The sequence below is a fragment of the Caviibacterium pharyngocola genome (assembly GCF_002795405.1).
Taxonomy (GTDB): Bacteria; Pseudomonadota; Gammaproteobacteria; order Enterobacterales; family Pasteurellaceae; genus Caviibacterium; species Caviibacterium pharyngocola.
Genome location: NZ_PHGZ01000021.1, coordinates 1 through 17,451, shown reverse-complemented (window position 1 = coordinate 17,451; position 17,451 = coordinate 1). Strand labels below are relative to the sequence as shown.

The 17,451-nt window shown below is 42.6% G+C and carries 20 protein-coding genes and 1 pseudogene; 5 read left to right on the top strand and 16 right to left on the bottom strand.

Translation table 11 applies throughout. The features are described from left to right. Window positions 1–150 precede the first annotated feature (150 nt). Window positions 151–603 (top strand): transcriptional regulator AsnC, encoded by a 453-nt coding sequence (gene asnC, locus CVP04_RS09515; protein WP_100297280.1) that lies wholly within the window; start codon window positions 151–153, stop codon window positions 601–603. 13 nt (window positions 604–616) lie between these two features. After that, entirely contained in the window at window positions 617–1,375 is a 759-nt protein-coding gene (gene udp, locus CVP04_RS09510; protein ID WP_100297279.1) for a uridine phosphorylase, read from the top strand. A gap of 32 nt (window positions 1,376–1,407) precedes the next feature. Here the strand turns inward: udp and CVP04_RS09505 are convergent, their stop codons facing one another. The 14 genes and pseudogenes from CVP04_RS09505 to CVP04_RS09440 all read right to left on the bottom strand — a co-directional run. Further along, complete coding sequence (locus tag CVP04_RS09505) at window positions 1,408–1,623, bottom strand: HP1242/YdcH family protein (RefSeq protein ID WP_100297278.1); 216 nt, start codon at window positions 1,621–1,623, stop codon at window positions 1,408–1,410. A gap of 93 nt (window positions 1,624–1,716) precedes the next feature. Beyond that, window positions 1,717–2,193, bottom strand: coding sequence for a low molecular weight protein-tyrosine-phosphatase (locus CVP04_RS09500; protein WP_100297277.1), 477 nt, complete (start codon window positions 2,191–2,193; stop codon window positions 1,717–1,719). A gap of 55 nt (window positions 2,194–2,248) precedes the next feature. Beyond that, entirely contained in the window at window positions 2,249–4,147 is a 1,899-nt protein-coding gene (locus tag CVP04_RS09495) for a UDP-glucose:protein N-beta-glucosyltransferase (protein WP_100297276.1), read from the bottom strand. A gap of 18 nt (window positions 4,148–4,165) precedes the next feature. Further along, the gene (rimO, locus tag CVP04_RS09490; RefSeq protein WP_100297275.1) at window positions 4,166–5,497 is read right to left on the bottom strand and encodes a 30S ribosomal protein S12 methylthiotransferase RimO; all 1,332 of its coding nucleotides are present in this window, start codon (window positions 5,495–5,497) and stop codon (window positions 4,166–4,168) included. Between the two features lie 154 nt (window positions 5,498–5,651). Further along, the gene (gene slyD, locus CVP04_RS09485; RefSeq protein ID WP_100297274.1) at window positions 5,652–6,269 is read right to left on the bottom strand and encodes a peptidylprolyl isomerase; all 618 of its coding nucleotides are present in this window, start codon (window positions 6,267–6,269) and stop codon (window positions 5,652–5,654) included. Between the two features lie 62 nt (window positions 6,270–6,331). Next, on the bottom strand, window positions 6,332–7,027 hold the full coding sequence (locus tag CVP04_RS09480; RefSeq protein WP_100297273.1) for an SIMPL domain-containing protein: 696 nt from the start codon (window positions 7,025–7,027) through the stop codon (window positions 6,332–6,334). A gap of 172 nt (window positions 7,028–7,199) precedes the next feature. Continuing rightward, the gene (gene rraB / locus CVP04_RS09475; RefSeq protein ID WP_100297272.1) at window positions 7,200–7,622 is read right to left on the bottom strand and encodes a ribonuclease E inhibitor RraB; all 423 of its coding nucleotides are present in this window, start codon (window positions 7,620–7,622) and stop codon (window positions 7,200–7,202) included. Window positions 7,623–7,724: 102 nt separating this feature from the next. Beyond that, window positions 7,725–8,114: a large-conductance mechanosensitive channel protein MscL gene (gene mscL, locus CVP04_RS09470; RefSeq protein ID WP_100297271.1), complete on the bottom strand. Its 390-nt coding sequence runs from the start codon at window positions 8,112–8,114 to the stop codon at window positions 7,725–7,727. 82 nt (window positions 8,115–8,196) lie between these two features. Then, a complete protein-coding gene (gene trkA / locus CVP04_RS09465; protein WP_100297270.1) occupies window positions 8,197–9,573 on the bottom strand; it encodes a Trk system potassium transporter TrkA in 1,377 nt (458 codons plus the stop codon). Beyond that, window positions 9,570–10,382 (bottom strand): glycosyltransferase family A protein, encoded by an 813-nt coding sequence (locus CVP04_RS09460; RefSeq protein WP_100297269.1) that lies wholly within the window; start codon window positions 10,380–10,382, stop codon window positions 9,570–9,572. The genes trkA and CVP04_RS09460 overlap by 4 nt, the downstream gene beginning before the upstream one ends. After that, a complete protein-coding gene (gene rsmB, locus CVP04_RS09455; protein WP_100297268.1) occupies window positions 10,379–11,740 on the bottom strand; it encodes a 16S rRNA (cytosine(967)-C(5))-methyltransferase RsmB in 1,362 nt (453 codons plus the stop codon). Before rsmB ends, CVP04_RS09460 begins: the two co-directional genes overlap by 4 nt. After that, window positions 11,740–12,696 (bottom strand): methionyl-tRNA formyltransferase, encoded by a 957-nt coding sequence (gene fmt, locus CVP04_RS09450; protein WP_100297267.1) that lies wholly within the window; start codon window positions 12,694–12,696, stop codon window positions 11,740–11,742. The genes rsmB and fmt overlap by 1 nt, the downstream gene beginning before the upstream one ends. Window positions 12,697–12,754: 58 nt before the next feature. Continuing rightward, window positions 12,755–13,267: a peptide deformylase gene (gene def, locus CVP04_RS09445; protein ID WP_100297266.1), complete on the bottom strand. Its 513-nt coding sequence runs from the start codon at window positions 13,265–13,267 to the stop codon at window positions 12,755–12,757. A gap of 237 nt (window positions 13,268–13,504) precedes the next feature. Further along, window positions 13,505–14,410: pseudogene (locus tag CVP04_RS09440) on the bottom strand (IS256 family transposase, variant Zn-binding type); the annotation flags it as partial. A gap of 146 nt (window positions 14,411–14,556) precedes the next feature. Here CVP04_RS09440 and CVP04_RS12395 point away from each other — a divergent pair. Further along, window positions 14,557–15,033, top strand: a complete 477-nt coding sequence (locus CVP04_RS12395; protein WP_243385252.1) for a hypothetical protein — start codon at window positions 14,557–14,559, stop codon at window positions 15,031–15,033. 20 nt (window positions 15,034–15,053) lie between these two features. Here CVP04_RS12395 and CVP04_RS09430 read toward each other — a convergent pair whose 3' ends face one another. After that, entirely contained in the window at window positions 15,054–15,500 is a 447-nt protein-coding gene (locus tag CVP04_RS09430) for a hypothetical protein (RefSeq protein ID WP_100297264.1), read from the bottom strand. Next, on the bottom strand, window positions 15,500–16,534 hold the full coding sequence (locus CVP04_RS09425) for an IS1595 family transposase (RefSeq protein ID WP_100297263.1): 1,035 nt from the start codon (window positions 16,532–16,534) through the stop codon (window positions 15,500–15,502). The genes CVP04_RS09430 and CVP04_RS09425 overlap by 1 nt, the downstream gene beginning before the upstream one ends. A gap of 128 nt (window positions 16,535–16,662) precedes the next feature. Between CVP04_RS09425 and CVP04_RS09420 the strand changes: the two genes are divergently transcribed. After that, entirely contained in the window at window positions 16,663–16,992 is a 330-nt protein-coding gene (locus CVP04_RS09420) for a helix-turn-helix domain-containing protein (RefSeq protein WP_082790405.1), read from the top strand. A gap of 17 nt (window positions 16,993–17,009) precedes the next feature. Then, on the top strand, window positions 17,010–17,451 hold a 442-nt coding region (locus tag CVP04_RS09415; RefSeq protein ID WP_100297262.1), incomplete at its 3' end, for a site-specific DNA-methyltransferase.

The window sequence follows — 17,451 nt, the reverse complement described above, 5'->3', positions numbered from 1 at the left end:
ACCTTAAATATGTTGTTTTTATTTTTCGTTACATATTATTTAATGAAACAGAATTAAAACTCAATGCTTTTCAGAAAAAACAAGTTGTAGATTGTTTTTTATAAAAAAAAGAAGTTCATTTTTTCGAAAAAATATAAAATAAGGTTGAATATGTATAATATTGATAGCTTAGATCAACAAATTTTGCGCGTTTTAATTAAAGACGCGCGTACACCTTATGCCGAAATGGCAAAAAGTTTCGGTGTAAGTCCCGGTACGATTCACGTTCGCGTAGAGAAAATGCGTCAATCCGGTATTATTCAGGGGACAAAAATTCGTATTGACGAGCGAAAACTCGGATATGATGTTTGCTGTTTTATCGGTATCATTTTAAAAAGTGCGAAAGATTACGATAAAGTGATCAAGCAGTTAGAAGGATTCGACGAAGTTGTGGAAGCCTATTACACAACCGGTAATTATTCGATTTTTATTAAGGTGATGACGCATACCATTGCGGAATTACATTCCGTTTTGGCGACCAAAATTCAATTAATTGAAGAAATTCAGTCCACCGAAACCTTAATTTCGATGCAAAATCCGATTCTGCGCGATATTAAACCTTAATTGAGGACGATTTATGTCGGATGTATTTCATCTCGGCTTGAGCAAAGCGATGTTAGAGGGCGCGACGCTTGCGATTGTACCCGGCGCGCCGGAAAGAGTGGAACGTATCGCACGCTTGTTGGATAAGCCGAAGTTTTTGGTTTCCACCAGAGAATTTACCTCTTGGCTCGGTTATATCGAAGAGCAAGCCGTTGTCGTATGCTCCACCGGAATCGGCGGGCCGTCCGTTTCCATTGCGGTGGAAGAATTGGCGCAGCTGGGAGTGCGCACGTTTTTGCGCATAGGCACAACCGGTGCGATTCAGCCGCACATTAACGTAGGCGACATTTTAATCACCACCGGTGCCGTGCGATTAGACGGTGCAAGCCGACACTTCGCACCGCTCGAATACCCTGCCGTCGCTGATTTCGCTTGTACTTCCGCGCTGTATAAAGTAGCAAGCGAAGATCCGCAAGCGAAGGTGCATATCGGAATCACGGCATCTTCCGATACCTTTTATCCGGGTCAAGAACGCTATGATACTTACAGAGGGAAAGTTTGCCGGCAATATCAAGGTTCGCTCAAGCAATGGCAAGATCTGAACGTGATGAATTATGAAATGGAAAGCGCTACGCTGTTTACAATGTGTTCGGCGTTGGGACTACGCGCCGGAATGGTCTCCGGTGCGATTGTCAATCGCACCCAGCAAGAAATTCCGAACGAGAGCACGATTCATCAAACGGAACAAAAAGCCATTGAGATCGTGGTTAAAGCGTCGGCGCTATTGGTTTAACGCAAAAGTGCGGTGATTTTCACCGCACTTTTTCACTTATTATGATGTTTCAATATCGTATAGATCTCGTCTTTTAAACGTAATTTTTCTTTTTTCAGATTTTCCACCTCGGTATGAGTCGCCAATTCGATATTGGCTTCAATATTTTTGATCCGTTGATCCAGCTCGTTATGTTTATCGAATAAATTAGAAAAATGAGCGTCTGTGGTTTTTAACTGAGTGATTAAATCACGAAATTCAGGAAACATTGTTTTCTCCTTATAAAAGAACGTATAACCACTGTTATACGTTCTCATCTTATCGAAATAGACGGCAAAGAAATGCGGCGGGGATCACAAAATCTAAAAATGTTGCTCGCGGCGAATCTTATCTAACAGAGCATCGCAACATTGATCCAAAAGCGCATAGGTTTGCGCGAAGTTTTTGGTGTACCAAGGATCGGGAATATGATCGACTTCCAGCGTCGGGCACAATGTGGCGATTTGAAATAATTTTTGCGGATGATGACCGAATAATGCTTCCAAATCGCGTAGATTTTCGTTATCCATCGCCACTAAATAATCAAAATTCTGCCAATCTTTCGACCGCACTTTTCGACTGATAAAGCCATTATCGGCAATATTATGTAATTCTAAAATTTCCGCGGTACCGCAATGCATTCCTTCACCGTCGTGCCAGCCGGAGGTGCCGGCACTTGCGGTGATAATGCGTTTTTCTAAGCCCGCGCGGCGAATTTTTTCCCGCATTATATATTCCGCCATCGGCGAGCGGCAAATATTTCCGAGGCACACAAACAAAATTCGAATAGGTTCGTTCATTTTTCCTCCCGACAAAAAATCCCCGAACGGGGATTTTTATTTCTCTCAAAACTTATTAATTTTCAACCGCACTTTCCGGCGTTTGCAGCGTAATATTGTGCTGTTGCGCCCAATCCGTGAGTTTTTCCATAAAGCGTTGTCCCATCGGACGCGGATCACCGCTAAATAAAGTGGCTAATCCATTATTTTCAATAATATGACGGCGCAATTCCAAGCGTTCTTGATGATTTTCCGCCAAACGAATCGCCCGTTCGACATAATCATCCACCGTGTCGGCGATGAGCCATTCCGGTAAACCTAAACGTTTGAACAAGCCTTCGTCAATATGCTCGTGTACTTCCGGACCGGTTTTACACACGCCCACCAAGCCCAAGGTGACCATATCGATAATGCCGTTGGTATTGCCGAACGGGAACGGGTTCACCATCATATCGCAGTTATGCAAAATCGAAAGATATTGATGATACGGCGTGTGCGCGTGTGCCGTCGCCGAATCGCCCAAATAGCTTTTAATAAAGCGCGCCACATAAGGATGCGTAATGCCGCTGGATTGTCCCAAAGCAAAATGGAAATGCACTTTCACTTTGGCACGATCGCGAATCGCCTGCAATGCCGCTAAGAAATACGGGTTCAATTTCATTGTGGTTGAGGCAATACCGATATTCACCACTTCCGGATTTTCGCGCAAACGATATTCCACGCTTTGCGGCGCAAGGGCGGAAGGCACATAAGGCAAGGCGTCTTTCGGCAAACGCAATAAGGTTTCGCTGAAACATTCCTCGGAACCAACGTAATCGTCCTCTACCACCACATATTCGATAAAATCGGAATGGGTTGTGCCGGGATGTCCCAACGCCACCGCTTGAATCGGCGCTAATCGGGTATTGCTGGCAAAAATGGTGACTAAATCCATTCCGATACTCGGCATATAGAAAATCGCTGCGCCGTTTTGTTCGCAAATATCTTTAATAAAGGCGAGTTTTTCCAACATATTGTTGCCTTTAACCAGATGAAATTCATCGAAAACCTTACGTCCCGCTTCATCCACAGCTTCGCTGCCTAAACCGATCAAATGGAAATGTTCACGCGCGGCGATCATTGAGGTGGAATGCGTGCGATAAATGGAATGTGCCGAATGGAAATGTTCCAACAACACCACCATTATCGGTTTATTATGGCGATAACCGATCTTGCTCACATCGCGATCCTGCCAACCGCCTTCCAGCAAATGACGACGAATTACCTGATTCAGCGCTTTTTTCACATTGTGCTTATTTTCGGCAATATCATAACTGCAATGCATATACACGTCGTGCGAAATGCTACTTGGGACGTTATTTAGGTTTTTCAACGTCGCCAATTTTTCAGGGAACCATTGCAATATGGTGGCGCGTTTATTAAATGCCGCCGGCGTACCGATAAAGCGCGGCGATTGCAACGCGAAACATAATGACGCGCAAATTTCCGGATCAATATTCCAAATGGCATCTAAATTTAAATCCACATTGGATTCTGGTAAATACAGAATACAGAATTTGATCAACGCGGCTTTCGTCGGCTCGATTTGAATATCCGTTAAGCTCGCATTATCCGGATTGCGATTATAAGTGCGCAGAATATGATCGGCGTTAATATAAGGCGATGTGGCGAAAATTAACGCAATCCAACGTTGGAAACTAAAGAAACGTTGCGCACCGCTCAGTGAAATTTCCAATTTCGGATCAACAAATAATTCGGTGATCGCCACTGCCATTCGCGTACAGAAATAACGGATTTTATCATCTTCCAACTGCTCGATTTGCTCCGGAACCTCTAATTCGATGTTCTGAATACCGCCGAAATTACCGTCTATTTTACCTAAAATATCCAATAACTCGGTGCAGGCTTGTTCATATTGTTTTTCTGCAACCAGTTGCTCAAAACGACTTACGTTGGGTTGTTTCGTTTCCGACATAATTTTTCCCTTAGATAATTAACAAGTCCCCCACAGATCATAGTCATCTGCTTGGGTTATAGTCACCGGAATAATTTGACCGACTTTTACAGCTAGATTCGATAGATTATCCACATACACCACGCCGTCGATTTCCGGCGCATCCGCCATTGAACGCCCGATAATGCCTTCTTCGTCAATTTCATCTACAATCACGTCCAAGGTTTGCCCGATTTTTTGTTGCAGACGAGCCGCCGAAATTTGTTGTTGTAGCTGCATAAAGCGATGAAAACGAGCTTCTTTTACCTCTTCCGGCACTTGATCCGGCATATCCGTTGCGACCGCGCCGTCCACCGGACTGAATTTAAAACAACCGACGCGATCTAATTGGGCTTCTTGTAAAAAGTCGAGCAATAGTTGGAAATCCTCTTCCGTTTCGCCCGGAAAACCAACGATAAAGGTAGAACGCAAAGTTAAGTGCGGGCAAATTTCGCGCCATTTTTTAATCCGTTCCAAGGTACGTTCAATCGACCCCGGTCGTTTCATCGCTTTTAAGATTTTCGGGCTGGCGTGCTGGAGCGGAATATCCAAATACGGCAAAATTTTGCCTTGCGCCATTAGCGGAATTAAATCGTCCACGTGCGGATAAGGATAAACATAATGCAATCTCACCCAAATGCCGAGGGAGCCGAGTTCTTCGCACAGGCTCATTAAATTATTTTTAATCGGTTTACCGTTCCAAAAAACAGTTTTATTTTGGTTTTCTTTGCTTTGATCCAGTGCATACGCCGAAGTATCTTGCGATACCACCAACAATTCTTTCACGCCCGCGTCCGCCAAGCGTTTTGCTTCATCTAAAATTTGTGTAATCGGACGACTGTCCAAATCACCGCGTAAAGACGGAATAATGCAGAAGGTGCAACGATGATCGCAACCTTCCGAAATTTTCAAATAGGCATAATGTTTCGGTGTCAGTTTTACGCCTTGTGCCGGCACGATATTCACATAAGGGTTGTAAGCCGGTTTTGGTACATATTTATGCACTTGCTCCATTACCGTTTCATAACTGTGCGGTCCGCTGACTTCCAGCACTTTCGGGTGCACTTCGCGAATGCGATCTTCTTTCGCGCCCAAACAGCCGGTCACGATCACTTTGCCGTTTTCTTCCAAGGCTTCGCCGATCGCTTCCAGCGATTCTTGCACCGCACTGTCGATAAATCCGCAGGTGTTGACAATCACAAGATCTGCGTTTTCATAGCTAGAAATAATGTTGTAACCGTCGGAACGTAATTCCGTTAAAATGCGCTCCGAATCCACTAAATTTTTCGGGCAACCTAAACTAATAAAACCAATATTCGGCGTTAAACTCATAAAAAAATCTCAATCATCACTCAAACGCTTAATTGTACAGAATTTCCATAAAAAAGGCGATGCGTACAGGTTAAATCAATGTAAAGAACAAATTCTCGACAAAAAAATACCGCACTTTTTGATAAAGTGCGGTCTGTTTTTTCCTCGGTTTTGATTAGTGCTTGCAGCCGCCTTTACCGCCGCAACAACCTTCGTGTTCACCGTGTTCGTGGTGATGATCGTGATGATGGTGATGATGACCGCCGCAACCGCAACCGTGATGACCTTCTTCATCGCTGTCGTGATGATGTCCGCCGCAGCAACCGCCTTCTTGGTGAATATGACCGTGCGCGATTTCTTCAAGGGTCGCTTCGCGTGTTGCCACCACTTCGACGGTAAATAACAATTCTTGACCGGCTAACATATGGTTGCCGTCCACCACGACGTCGTTCTCGCCCACTTCGGTGATCACGACAGGTAACGGGCCGATGTCGGTATCGGCGATAAAACGCATTCCGACCACTAATTCGTCCACGCCGACAAATACGTCTTTCGGTACGCGTTGTACCATATTTTCATTATATTCGCCGTAGCCTTCTTCCGGTTTAACGCGCACTTCGAATTTATCACCGACGGATTTACCTTCCAACGCGTTTTCAAGACCGATAACCAAATTATTATGTCCCTGTAAATATTCCAACGGTTGATTCGCCGGCGCTTCGTCCACTAATACGCCGTCTTCCGTGCGCACTTGGTAAGCGATGCTCACCACAACATTTTTTGCAACTTTCATTCATTACCTCATTGCTGGTTAAAAAAGTGGTTCCATTGTATAGGAAATATAAAAGGCTGTCATTATTCCTTCACAAGCTCGATACGCGCGTCGATTCGGGTTTTCACGTTCGATTTACCGTTACCGAGCTGCATATCTCCGTCTTCGTCAAAGCTTTTGGATTTTGCCATTGCATAGGCGCGCGGGGCAAAATGCCCGTCCTCGCGCGGTGAATTAATCGTTAAATCCAAAATTTTATAACTTTTCGCTTGCAACGATTGCTGAATCAGTTGCGCTTTGCGCTCCACCTGTTTTAAGGCAGTTTGCATCATTTCGTCTTCCAAATTGCTTAACGTCGCCGCAGAGACGGAAGAATTCACATATTCAATGGCTAAAATACCGCTTAATTCGTTGATCATTTTTGACAAAATATCGTTATCCGTACTTTGTAACACCAGTTGCCCGCGCGCCACCCAGCCGTTCTGCTTGCCGGAAGGATTGTAACGCACATAGGTCGAACGCGTGTTATCTTTCACTTGTACAACGGGCTGTGTTTTCACCAACGCCAAAGCGCGATTAATTTTCTCGTTTACTTCTTTGGAGGCTTGTTGCAAATCGGCGTTTTCCGTTTGAGTAAATAGCGTCACTTGCAGCAAATCGTGCGCCACTTCTTTTTCCACTTCCGTGCCGAAACTAATCACTGTGTCGGTATTCGCCGGTTGCGCAGTGGCAACAAGCGGAAATGCTAAAACGGCAAGAACAATATGTTTTAATTTCATTGAAATCTACCTTATGGTTAAAATTCCGCGATGATTGCGGATGATTGAGTTGGAATTGTTTTTTCTTAGGCTTTGAAATTAAAAAATAGTTCAAAAAGAAACCGCACTTTTCGCGCTATCCGACGGAGATAAAACAAAAAGTGCGGTGATTTTTTTACGAGTTTTTGCCGAATTAATGAATGCGTTCGTCCTCATCAAATTCATCGTCAAAAAATTCGCCGTCGTCGCCGTATTCGTCATCGGTTGCATCGGGATCTTCAAAATAAGTGCCCCAACCGTCATAAATCGCGCCGAATTTTTCAATTAACGGGAGCAATTCTTTTTGTTGTGCATCAATAATTTCTGCCTTTAACGCCACTTCGCTGATAATGTCGAAACAGAAAATCGCTTTACCGTTATCGTCCTCAAATTCTTCCGCTTCCGACACTTCGTAGCCGGCTTTGAATGCCTCCACCGCTACTTTTTCCAATTTATCGAAATCATAATGCGCAATGTGATGTTCGATAATATACAACGCGTCCGGATCGCTGCCGTCGTTAAGTAAATCCGCGATAATCTCTCTGGTTTCCGCTTGTAATTCTGCTGTTTTAGCCATTTTATTTCCCCTTTTCGGTTATCGATATTGCTCGCATTGTAGCATTTTTAACGAAAAAAAATCTTCTCATTGAGAGAAGATTTTTCTAGCAGTCCGCGAAAATTATTTTTTCAATAAATCACGAATTTCGCTTAATAATTTTTCTTCGTTTGACGGCTCCGCCGGCGCTTCTTCTACCGGTTTTTTCAATTTGTTAATGCCTTTAATCATTAAGAAAATTGCAAAGGCGATAATTACGAAATCAAAAATATTTTGAATAAACGCGCCGTAATTTAAAGTCACTGCCGGCACTTCACCAACCGCTTCTTTCAAGACAATGTTAAGATCTTTGAAATCTACGCCGCCGGTTAATATGCCAAGAACCGGCATTACCACATCGGCAACTAATGAACTGACGATTTTACCGAACGCACCGCCGATGATCACACCGACTGCCATATCGACTACATTACCGCGCATTGCAAATTCGCGGAATTCTTTAATAAAACTCATAAAATGCTCCAAGATTAATCAACTTAACTAAGTTGCACATTATAGAAACTAAAGCGGAGAAGTACAGCATTTTTACACATCTTTAAACAAAAAAAGCGCTCGGTTGGAACAACTTTTCGATTTCCGCAATGTGCTTTTTATCGCTCACATAAACAATGACGTGATCTTTTTCATTAATCAATAAATTTTTCTTCGCAATAATCACTTCTTCGCCGCGCAACACGGCGCCGATAATCGCGCCTACCGGTAATTTTAAATCCGCAATGCGTCGCCCGATAACATTGGAGGTATTTTCATCGCCGTGAACGATAATTTCCAAGGCTTCGGCAATACCGTGACGCAAGGTGACTACATTGGCGACATCGCCTTTGCGAATATGCCCGAGCAATGCCGAGATCGTGGCTTGCTGCGGCGAAACCGCAATATCAATCGTGCCGCCTTGAATCAAATTAATGTATGCCATACGTTGAATCAGCACCATTGCTTTTTTCGCGCCCAAGCGTTTGGCTAATAACGCCGACATAATATTGGCTTCGTCGTCACTGGTTAACGAAAGAAAAACATCAATGTTTTCAATATGTTCTTCAAATAATAAAGACTGATCGGAGGCATCGCCGCAAAACACTAAGGTTTTGCCCAAGCGCTCCGCCAAGGCGGTCGCACGTTCGGGATTACGTTCGATTAATTTGACCGTACATTGTTCTTCCAAGCGCTTCGCTACGCCCATTCCGATATTTCCGCCGCCGATAATCATTAAGCGTTTATAAGGTTTTTCCAAGCGTTGCAACTCGCTCATCACCGCTTTAATGTGAATGGTGGCGCAAATAAAGGTGACTTCGTCGCCGGCTTCCACAATGGTCGAACCTTGCGGGCGAATCACTTTATCTTGGCGTAAAATCGACACGACGCGGCAATCGATATGCGGCATATGTTCTTTTAATGCGGAAAGCGCATAACCCACCAAAGGCCCGCCGTAATAAGCTTTCACCACGACGATACTAATTCGTCCGTCGGCAAAATGCGCCACTTGCAACGCGCCGGGGTAATCAATCAATCGAGTGATTTCGTCGGTTACCAGTTTTTCCGGTGAGATAATGTGGTCGATCGGCACCACATCCGGTTGAAATAATTTGTCTTTTTCGCGCAAATAGTCGGCGCTGCGAATTCGCGCGATTTTGGTCGGAATATTAAACAGGGTATAAGCCACCTGACAGGCGACCATATTGGTTTCGTCCGAACTGGTCACTGCCACCAATAAATCTGCGTCCGGCGCACCGGATTCGCGCAGCACTTGCGGTGAGGAAGCGGCTCCTTTCACGACGCGTAAATCGTGTTTGTCCTGCAACAGTTCCAAGCGATCATTTTCGTTGTCCACCAAGGTGATATCGTTGTCTTCGCTGACTAAACTTTCCGCTAAAGTCGTGCCGACTTGTCCGGCGCCCAATATAATGATTTTCATCCTTCTGCCCTCTCAAGGCGTAGCGGCTGAATCCCGATTTGCTCGGTATTTAGACCGCACTTTAACTGATTGACGCGACGGCAAATTTCATCCGTGACCTGATTTGCCTGCGCCATTTTTTCCGCCGTTACGCGTTCATCGTTTTTGCCGAATAATACGGCATCTAATAATCGTTCCGCGTGCATTCCTTCGCGGCAATAATGCAACACGCCGACATCCTCGAACAAGGTGGCGATCGCGCCCAATTTGGTGGTCGCAATGCCTAATGCGCCATCCTCACCGCCGAGTTCGCAAAATAACGGATCTTGAGGAAACCCACCGCAAGCGAAGAAAAACGCGCGATTAAACACAACGTTGCCGCCGCACGTCATCCGCATATATTGCCACGCGTGATCGATATTCGGGTGAGTCCGATAACGTTCGGCAAGATCGACCGGTTTTAGCGCCAATCTGACCACGCTCACCTGCGGACGAAAATAAAATATCGACGCGGCAGCCTCCAATGCGCCGAATTCATAGGCGTCGTCCGCATCAAGAAAAGCGATAAATTCGGCGTTACTTTGTAATGCGCCCCAATTTCGCGCTTTTGCCACCCCGCCGTTGTAAGGCAATATTTCCAACCGAATTTTATCCGGAAATCGTCGCACAAACTGCTCGGCTAACTCGCGCGTGTTATCCGTTGACGCATCGTCAACCAAATATAAACGCCCTAAATTCGGCTGCTGCAAGACGGATTCCACCGCGCGCCCCAATGTTGCAGCGCAGTTGTAGCAAGGAATAATCACATCAATATTGGGAAAAGACGTCATTGTTCATCCTGCGGTAATTTTCTCAATTTAGCATAATAAAACCCGTCGCCGCCGTTTTCCGTCGGAATAAACTGGTGTCCCGGCGCGTTCGCTTGTTCGCCGAAAGGCAAGGTTTCTAAATGCGCATCGGAATGTTGTTGCAAGAAGCGAGTAATTTGCTGCGAATTTTCTTCCGGCAACAAAGAACAGGTTGCGTACAATAAAATGCCATTCGGTTTTAATTTTTGCCAAAGTGCGGTCAAAATTTTCGCTTGTAATTCGACTAACGCGGGAATATCCTCGGCTTTGCGCAACCATTTGATATCCGGATGGCGACGAATAACGCCGGTTGCCGAACAAGGCGCATCCAATAAAATGCGGTCAAATTGCACCGCACTTTCGCCGTTAGTGGTGCAAATTTGCGGCAACCAAGTTTCCGGTAAAGAAGCGTCGCCGCAAATCACTTGGGCGCGTTGTTTCATTCGCGTCAAATTTTCCTGCACGCGTTGCAAGCGGGCGGATTCCACGTCCAATGCAATCACATTCGCTTGCGGTGCGCGTTCTAAAATATGTGTCGTTTTTCCGCCGGGCGCCGCGCAGGCATCTAAAATCAATTCGCCGTTTTGTGCATCTAATAAAAGCGCCGCCCATTGTGCGTGTAAGTCTTGTACGCTCACCCAACCGTCCGCAAAGTGCGGTAATAATTCAACCGCACTTGGTTTTGACAAACGCAACGCTTGCGGATGCGTATTCGATTCCGCCTCAAGCGTTTGCGCATTTAGCAAGGCACGATAATCTTCCGTGTGACAATATCGTATATTAACGCGCAACCACATCGGCGGTTTGCGATTATTCGCTTCGATAATCTCGCGCCAATTCGGATAGCTTTTTTTCAGCAAATTGACCAACCATTCCGGATGCAAGGTTTGCCAATGTTTATCCGCCTTCGCCAGTAATCCTTCTTGTTCACGCAGAAAACGACGCAATACGGCGTTCAGCAATCCGCGAAAACTTGGTACGTTCAATTTCGTCGCGGCATTTACCGCTTCATCCACGGCGGCGTGAGACGGAATGCGCGTGTAGAGGATTTGATATAATCCGACCAATAATAAGCAATGAACAATTCGGGTTTTACCTTTTAGCGGCTTTTCGACCAACTCGCTAATCACGCGCTCTAAACGCGGCAAGACGCGACAAACGCCGAAACAAATTTCTTGTAATAAGGCGAAATCTTGCGTTTTAATGCGTTGTTGATAATCGGGAATCAAAGCAGATAAGGATTTTCCTTGATCGAGCACTTGCAACAAAATTTGTGCGGCGGCGGCACGGGTTGAAAGTGCGGTGGTTTTTTCGACCTTTTTTTGTGCTTTTTTTTGCATTATGCCAACACCTTACCTGCTTGGAACCAATCCGCGCGACCATTCAGTAAATCCTTGACCGCCATCGGTTTTTTTCCGGAAGGTTGTAATTGCAACAGGTTTAATACGCCTTGCGCCGTGGCGATTTGAATCCCGTTCTTATCCGCACGAATTAAGGTTCCGGGTGCGTGATCTTGGTGCGGCAATACTTCCGCTTGGTAAACTTTTAAGGTTTGCGCATTCCCTTGCGGATCGTCCGTGGTGAAATAACTGATCGGCCAAGGATTAAACGCGCGAATACAGCGTTCTAATTGCTGCGCCGATAAATTCCAATTTAATTTTGCTTCGTCCTTGGAGAGTTTCTCCGCATAATTCGTCAGATTTTCATCTTGAACTTCAGCAGGAAATTCATTATTTTCTAACCCGTTCAATACGCGCAACAAAGCTTCCGGCGCTATTTCCGCCAATTTAGCATATAAACTCGCCGAGGTTTCGTCCGGCGCAATGTCACAAGTCGCTTTATACAACATATCACCGGTATCCAAACCTTCATTCATTTGCATAATGGTGACGCCGGTTTGTTCATCACCCGCCCAAATCGCACGTTGAATCGGCGCCGCACCGCGCCAACGCGGGAGCAAGGAGCCGTGCACATTTAAGCAACCCAAACGCGGCGCATCTAATACCGCTTTCGGCAAAATCAGACCATAAGCCACAACAATCATTACATCGGCATTTAATGCGTTTAACTCGGCTTGCGCCGCTTCTTGGCGTAAAGATTTCGGTTGATAAACCGGTAATTGATGTTGTTCCGCAAGAATTTTCACCGCACTTGCCTGCAATTTTTTTCCGCGTCCGGCAGGTTTATCCGGTTGGGTATAAACCGCAACGATTTCGTGAGGAGAATCAATAAGCGCTTGTAAATGGCGAGCGGCAAAATCAGGCGTGCCGGCAAAAATAATTTTTAATGGTTTCATCATAATGTTCTGCGTTTAAAATAAAATTGAATTCCGTTCGATAAAAATCTTGGCAATTTTATCGTTGTTTTGCCAACTGTTTTTGCAATTTGGTCAATTTTTCTTTTATTCGTTGGCGTTTTAACGGCGAAAGATAATCGGCAAATACGATACCGTTTAAGTGATCGATTTCGTGCTGAATACAAATAGCCAATAACCCATCCGCTTCTAAAGTAAATTCTTCACCCTGCCGATTAAGGGCTTTTACGGTCACTTTTTCTTTACGCGGCACAAAACCTCTTAACCCGGGCAGAGAAAGACAACCTTCTTCAATGCCGGTCTCTCCGCAACTTTCTATGATTTCCGGATTAATCAGCACTAATTGATTTTCTTTTGTACCTTCGATATCAATAGTTATAACGCGTTTATGCACATCGACTTGTGTCGCAGCCAAACCGATACCTTCTTCTTGATACATTGTCTCAAACATATCGTCGATAAATTGGTTCAACTGTGCATCAAAAACCTCAACAGGTTTCGCTATTATTTTCAGTCTTTCATCAGGGTAAACCAGTACGTTTAGTAATGCCATAAGATCCTTATAAATTGTTAAAATATGGTTGCGTTATTCTACCTGTTTTTACTTTCTTTTTTAAGAAGCGTAGATAAAATAATCAATGTTCAGAAAAGTGCGGTGATTTTTAAACAAGTTTTCTTCTTTCCGAACCCGAAATTCTACTTTTCGGTGTAATGGACAAAATGGTTGCTATTTTGCCCAAAACACGTTCATGTGGACAAAGTGGTTGCTAATAATTATTTTTGATAGTTGTTAGCAACTCTTTTTATTTAAAAAATCCTTTATAAACATAATCTTACGATATTTGGTTAATCCATTATGATTTCGTAATTTTCGCTTAAGTTCACTAAATAATCCTTCCAACCGATTTGTCGTCCTTTCAATATTTAACTCAGCATATTTCTCGAACGTAAATAAATATTTTTCATAGTATTTTATACTTGCTATAGCTCCTCTTAATCCTTTATGTTTATAAGGAAATTTACCCTTTTCATTTGGTTTATCTGACCGTTCTTCTAAATAATCTTTGTGCTTTAAATACCATTGATGAAAACGACGATAAAACTCATTTTTTGTGCTTTCTTTTAGTGTTTTTATGATAATTTTGAGTTCTTTCCCCGCAACTGATTTATGCTTCTTTCTTAATTTTCTCATCACCATCGCAACCATATGAAAATGGCACATTTGAATTGGCGTATCAAAAATATCTTTCAACAACCCTCTGCGTCCATCATTGGTAATTGATTGAATTTTATAGCCTTTTTCTCGTAGTTTATTTAATACTTTCTGATAATACTCATCTCGTTCTGTCTTGACTATTTGATGATAAATCACCTTACCACTATTGCTATCCATCATCACTAAAACACCAAATTCTCGACCAAAGAAAGTTGTATCCATAATAATCTTTAAACTTTTTGAAATTGGCGGTTTTAAGTCTGTTTTAGGGGCTTTGTCGATATATCTTTGAATGGTTCTGGTTGAGCATTTATATTTAATAGCGAGTTCTTTATAGGTTTGTTTTCCTTGTGAATAATCAAACCAAATGTCTGCAGGATTTAATTTTGTTTGGAGGGTAAACGTTTTATTACAGCTAGTGCATTTATAGCGCTGGATATTATTTCTAATACCATTTTTCTTTATATTCTCAGTTGAGCAGAAAGGACAAGTTTTTTGTTCATTTTCAAAAAAGTGGGTTAAAGGCTTTTACTATACGGTATTATGTAGCAGTTGCACAAAGACCAATTAAGTCAATTCTATTACAATCCTTGTGAGTATTTTCACATCACAAGGATTTTTTATTTATGGCGAGAATCAGTGGCGAAACCATTATTCAACAGAAGATTATGGAGCTTAATCATCAAATCATGCACTTTGAAGAATGTATTAAGCAGGCTAAAGAACAGCAGGTAATCTTACGTAAGGCTTTAGTTGCATTACGGGCAGAACCATTTTCAACCCCAATGAAGCAAGTAATAAAACGGGAAAAGGTACCGAATCGCCCAGTAGATATTTCGCCCTACTCACGTCGTTCCAGTGAGTTTATTGCAAAAGTCTTTAAACGTTACCCTAATCAATGGATGTCTGCAAATGAGATGATGTGGAAGGCATTTGAAATTGAAGGGAAAACAGAGCATAAATCTTACCATCATTCGATTGTAACTGCATTTTCACACGCACTAAGACGATTGAAAGAGAAAGGAATTGTTGAACGGCAGGAGTTGCGAGAAAAGCCGTCAGTGAAGGTAATTCGGTGGCGGTTGAAAGAGATTGGTATGTAAAAAAATAGCGGTGTTTGCCGCTATTTTTGTTTCCACTTCCATTGAATAATCTTGTGTTTTTTCACGACAATACGCTCTACAATACCTTTATTAACTAAGCGGGTCATGGCATTACCAATATTATTTAGATGATATTTAGATACAGGGGTATTAGGTTGTTTATCTATAATAAGTACCGATTCGGCAAGTTCTAAAGCTCGCCAATAACGTTCAGGTTCAGATTTCATTACTCGTTGAATAAGTTGTGTGATTTTCCCATTAAATTGTTTGCGATACACACGATATTGGTAGTGTTCTGTATCGTATTGTTGAATATCGTTAGGTTTTACATCCATTGCAACTAAAGCCTGTTGCAATAAAAGAATACGGCGTTCAACTAAATCAAGGTGAGCCAAAACTTGTTCTTTTTCTCGTTCAAACTGCGCAATTTTCTGCTTAATTTGCGTTTTATAAATTGAATCAGCCATTACATTACCAACCTTTCTACTTGTCTATGATGCCCTTGCCAGTAGCCTTTCCAGTCATTATCAGAAGATGTCGTTAAACATTTTTCAATAACGTCTTTAAATAGGGAAAGGTTATCAACACGGCGGTTATCTTCCCGATAGGCAATTTCATTGGCGTAATTATCTAAATAGACGTTTGCCATTTTATGAATCTGTCCATAATACATACGTTTAAAGCGTGCAAAGTAGCTTTCAGCAAGGTTATTTGTAATACCTTCATCACTGCGGTACTCTTTTTGATGGTTTACTCGTCTTAAATCGTAGGAGACAAGCAGTTCATCATAAGCACTATTTTCATCTGCGTGAATGCGACTATTGGGTTGAATATACGTCTCTGCAAGTTTATTTACCGTTATCGTATTTTCAGATAAAATGGGGAAAGTAAATGTTTTCTTTGCACCCACTAAATCTAAGTTTTGAGTGGTTTCTTCTGCTGAATAACGTTCACGCATCACTAATACCGCTCGTTTATTTGGATTAGCATGCTCTTTACGTCGTCTATCTACTCGGTCAGCTTTTTTGTTCTTAGGGCGAGGAGCTGAATGCACATAAGTGCCGTCAATATGGACTTCACCAGATAACGGAAAAAGCTCATGTTGAATGATTAGGCTTTCACGAATTTTATGGGCTAATACATAAGCGGTTTTATATTGTACGCATAAATCCCTTGATAGTTGGCAGGCGGAAATGCCTTTTACCGCATTGACAAACAAGGCAATAGCAAACAAATATGTTTGAATTGGTAACTTATGATTAGCAAAAATAGTGCCCGATGTAATACTGAATGTATGTTTACAATGTTTGCATCGCCATTGTTTACGAGTTGAGATAAAATAAGCCTTATGTTTTATGCCACAGCGAGGACAAATTTGCTCGGTAGTGCTACCCCAACGTGCTTCCATAAGCCAAGCGTGGGCCTCGCTATCCGATAGACGAGCTATCTTGATAGGCGAAAGCGTGCGAGCTTTGGCGGAAAGGAGGAAGTGTTGAGCCATACAATATACATCTTTGCTATTAGGTGATAATCAGATAGAATAACAACTCCAACAAGTTACCTTATTGAGTAACCAATCTAAGAAAATGTTACCATATTGAACAAATAAAATCAAGTGGAGTTATTCAATTGAACATTTCAAAGCGCCTTAATCAACTAATTGAGTTGAAACAGCTCAATATCAAAGATTTTGCAGAACAATGCGATATTCCTTATCGTTCAATGTACAACTATGTGCGTGGTGAGCGAGAACCAAACTTAGAAGCTCTTTCTAAAATTAGTCAAACCTTTAATGTCGATCTAAACTGGTTGATTTCATGGGAAGGAGAAATATTTAAAGGCGTACCAAAAGATGCATTTTCAGACGAAGAAAACCAACTGATTACTTACTATCGTTTAATGCCCGGAATTGTGCAAAATGCAATGAAGGTAGCATTCAAAGCGATTTCAACTGAATAAATTTAGAGTATTTTATTATGAACAAAAAACAAAATAAACTTCTTTCCACCCTGAAAAATTCTTTGTATCCTTGCGATGGTATTTGGGTTAATGATGATAAAATGGAATTAGCACATAATTTATTGCTAGATAAATTAGAAAAATACGATCCTGATATAATGACTGCATTGTTGAATGATGCTGAACTAAAACGCCGTTTTTTTGTAGAAGTGGCTGGGGTATTTGTTTTCAAAAAAGCCGATTTCCAATTCTTTCTATCGCAAAACAAAGTTAGTCATTCTTACACCAAATACAAAAACCGTATTGGTTTAACTGACGGTAACCGTTTTTTGAAAGATAGTAGTGATATTGTGCTAGATTTTCCATTTAAAGACTGCGTGTTAAAAGGGGGGCAAAGTTCAGAAGAAAGTAAAGAAGTGTATTTTGAACGCAATAAGGACGCTCAGCTCAGCTCAGCTC

Coding starts and splice junctions, on each gene's coding strand:
- asnC (WP_100297280.1), top strand. CDS start 151: ATGTATAATATTGATAGCTTAGATCAACAAATTTTGCGCGTTTTAATT.
- udp (WP_100297279.1), top strand. CDS start 617: ATGTCGGATGTATTTCATCTCGGCTTGAGCAAAGCGATGTTAGAGGGC.
- CVP04_RS09505 (WP_100297278.1), bottom strand. CDS start 1,623: ATGTTTCCTGAATTTCGTGATTTAATCACTCAGTTAAAAACCACAGAC.
- CVP04_RS09500 (WP_100297277.1), bottom strand. CDS start 2,193: ATGAACGAACCTATTCGAATTTTGTTTGTGTGCCTCGGAAATATTTGC.
- CVP04_RS09495 (WP_100297276.1), bottom strand. CDS start 4,147: ATGTCGGAAACGAAACAACCCAACGTAAGTCGTTTTGAGCAACTGGTT.
- rimO (WP_100297275.1), bottom strand. CDS start 5,497: ATGAGTTTAACGCCGAATATTGGTTTTATTAGTTTAGGTTGCCCGAAA.
- slyD (WP_100297274.1), bottom strand. CDS start 6,269: ATGAAAGTTGCAAAAAATGTTGTGGTGAGCATCGCTTACCAAGTGCGC.
- CVP04_RS09480 (WP_100297273.1), bottom strand. CDS start 7,027: ATGAAATTAAAACATATTGTTCTTGCCGTTTTAGCATTTCCGCTTGTT.
- rraB (WP_100297272.1), bottom strand. CDS start 7,622: ATGGCTAAAACAGCAGAATTACAAGCGGAAACCAGAGAGATTATCGCG.
- mscL (WP_100297271.1), bottom strand. CDS start 8,114: ATGAGTTTTATTAAAGAATTCCGCGAATTTGCAATGCGCGGTAATGTA.
- trkA (WP_100297270.1), bottom strand. CDS start 9,573: ATGAAAATCATTATATTGGGCGCCGGACAAGTCGGCACGACTTTAGCG.
- CVP04_RS09460 (WP_100297269.1), bottom strand. CDS start 10,382: ATGACGTCTTTTCCCAATATTGATGTGATTATTCCTTGCTACAACTGC.
- rsmB (WP_100297268.1), bottom strand. CDS start 11,740: ATGCAAAAAAAAGCACAAAAAAAGGTCGAAAAAACCACCGCACTTTCA.
- fmt (WP_100297267.1), bottom strand. CDS start 12,696: ATGAAACCATTAAAAATTATTTTTGCCGGCACGCCTGATTTTGCCGCT.
- def (WP_100297266.1), bottom strand. CDS start 13,267: ATGGCATTACTAAACGTACTGGTTTACCCTGATGAAAGACTGAAAATA.
- CVP04_RS12395 (WP_243385252.1), top strand. CDS start 14,557: ATGGCGAGAATCAGTGGCGAAACCATTATTCAACAGAAGATTATGGAG.
- CVP04_RS09430 (WP_100297264.1), bottom strand. CDS start 15,500: ATGGCTGATTCAATTTATAAAACGCAAATTAAGCAGAAAATTGCGCAG.
- CVP04_RS09425 (WP_100297263.1), bottom strand. CDS start 16,534: ATGGCTCAACACTTCCTCCTTTCCGCCAAAGCTCGCACGCTTTCGCCT.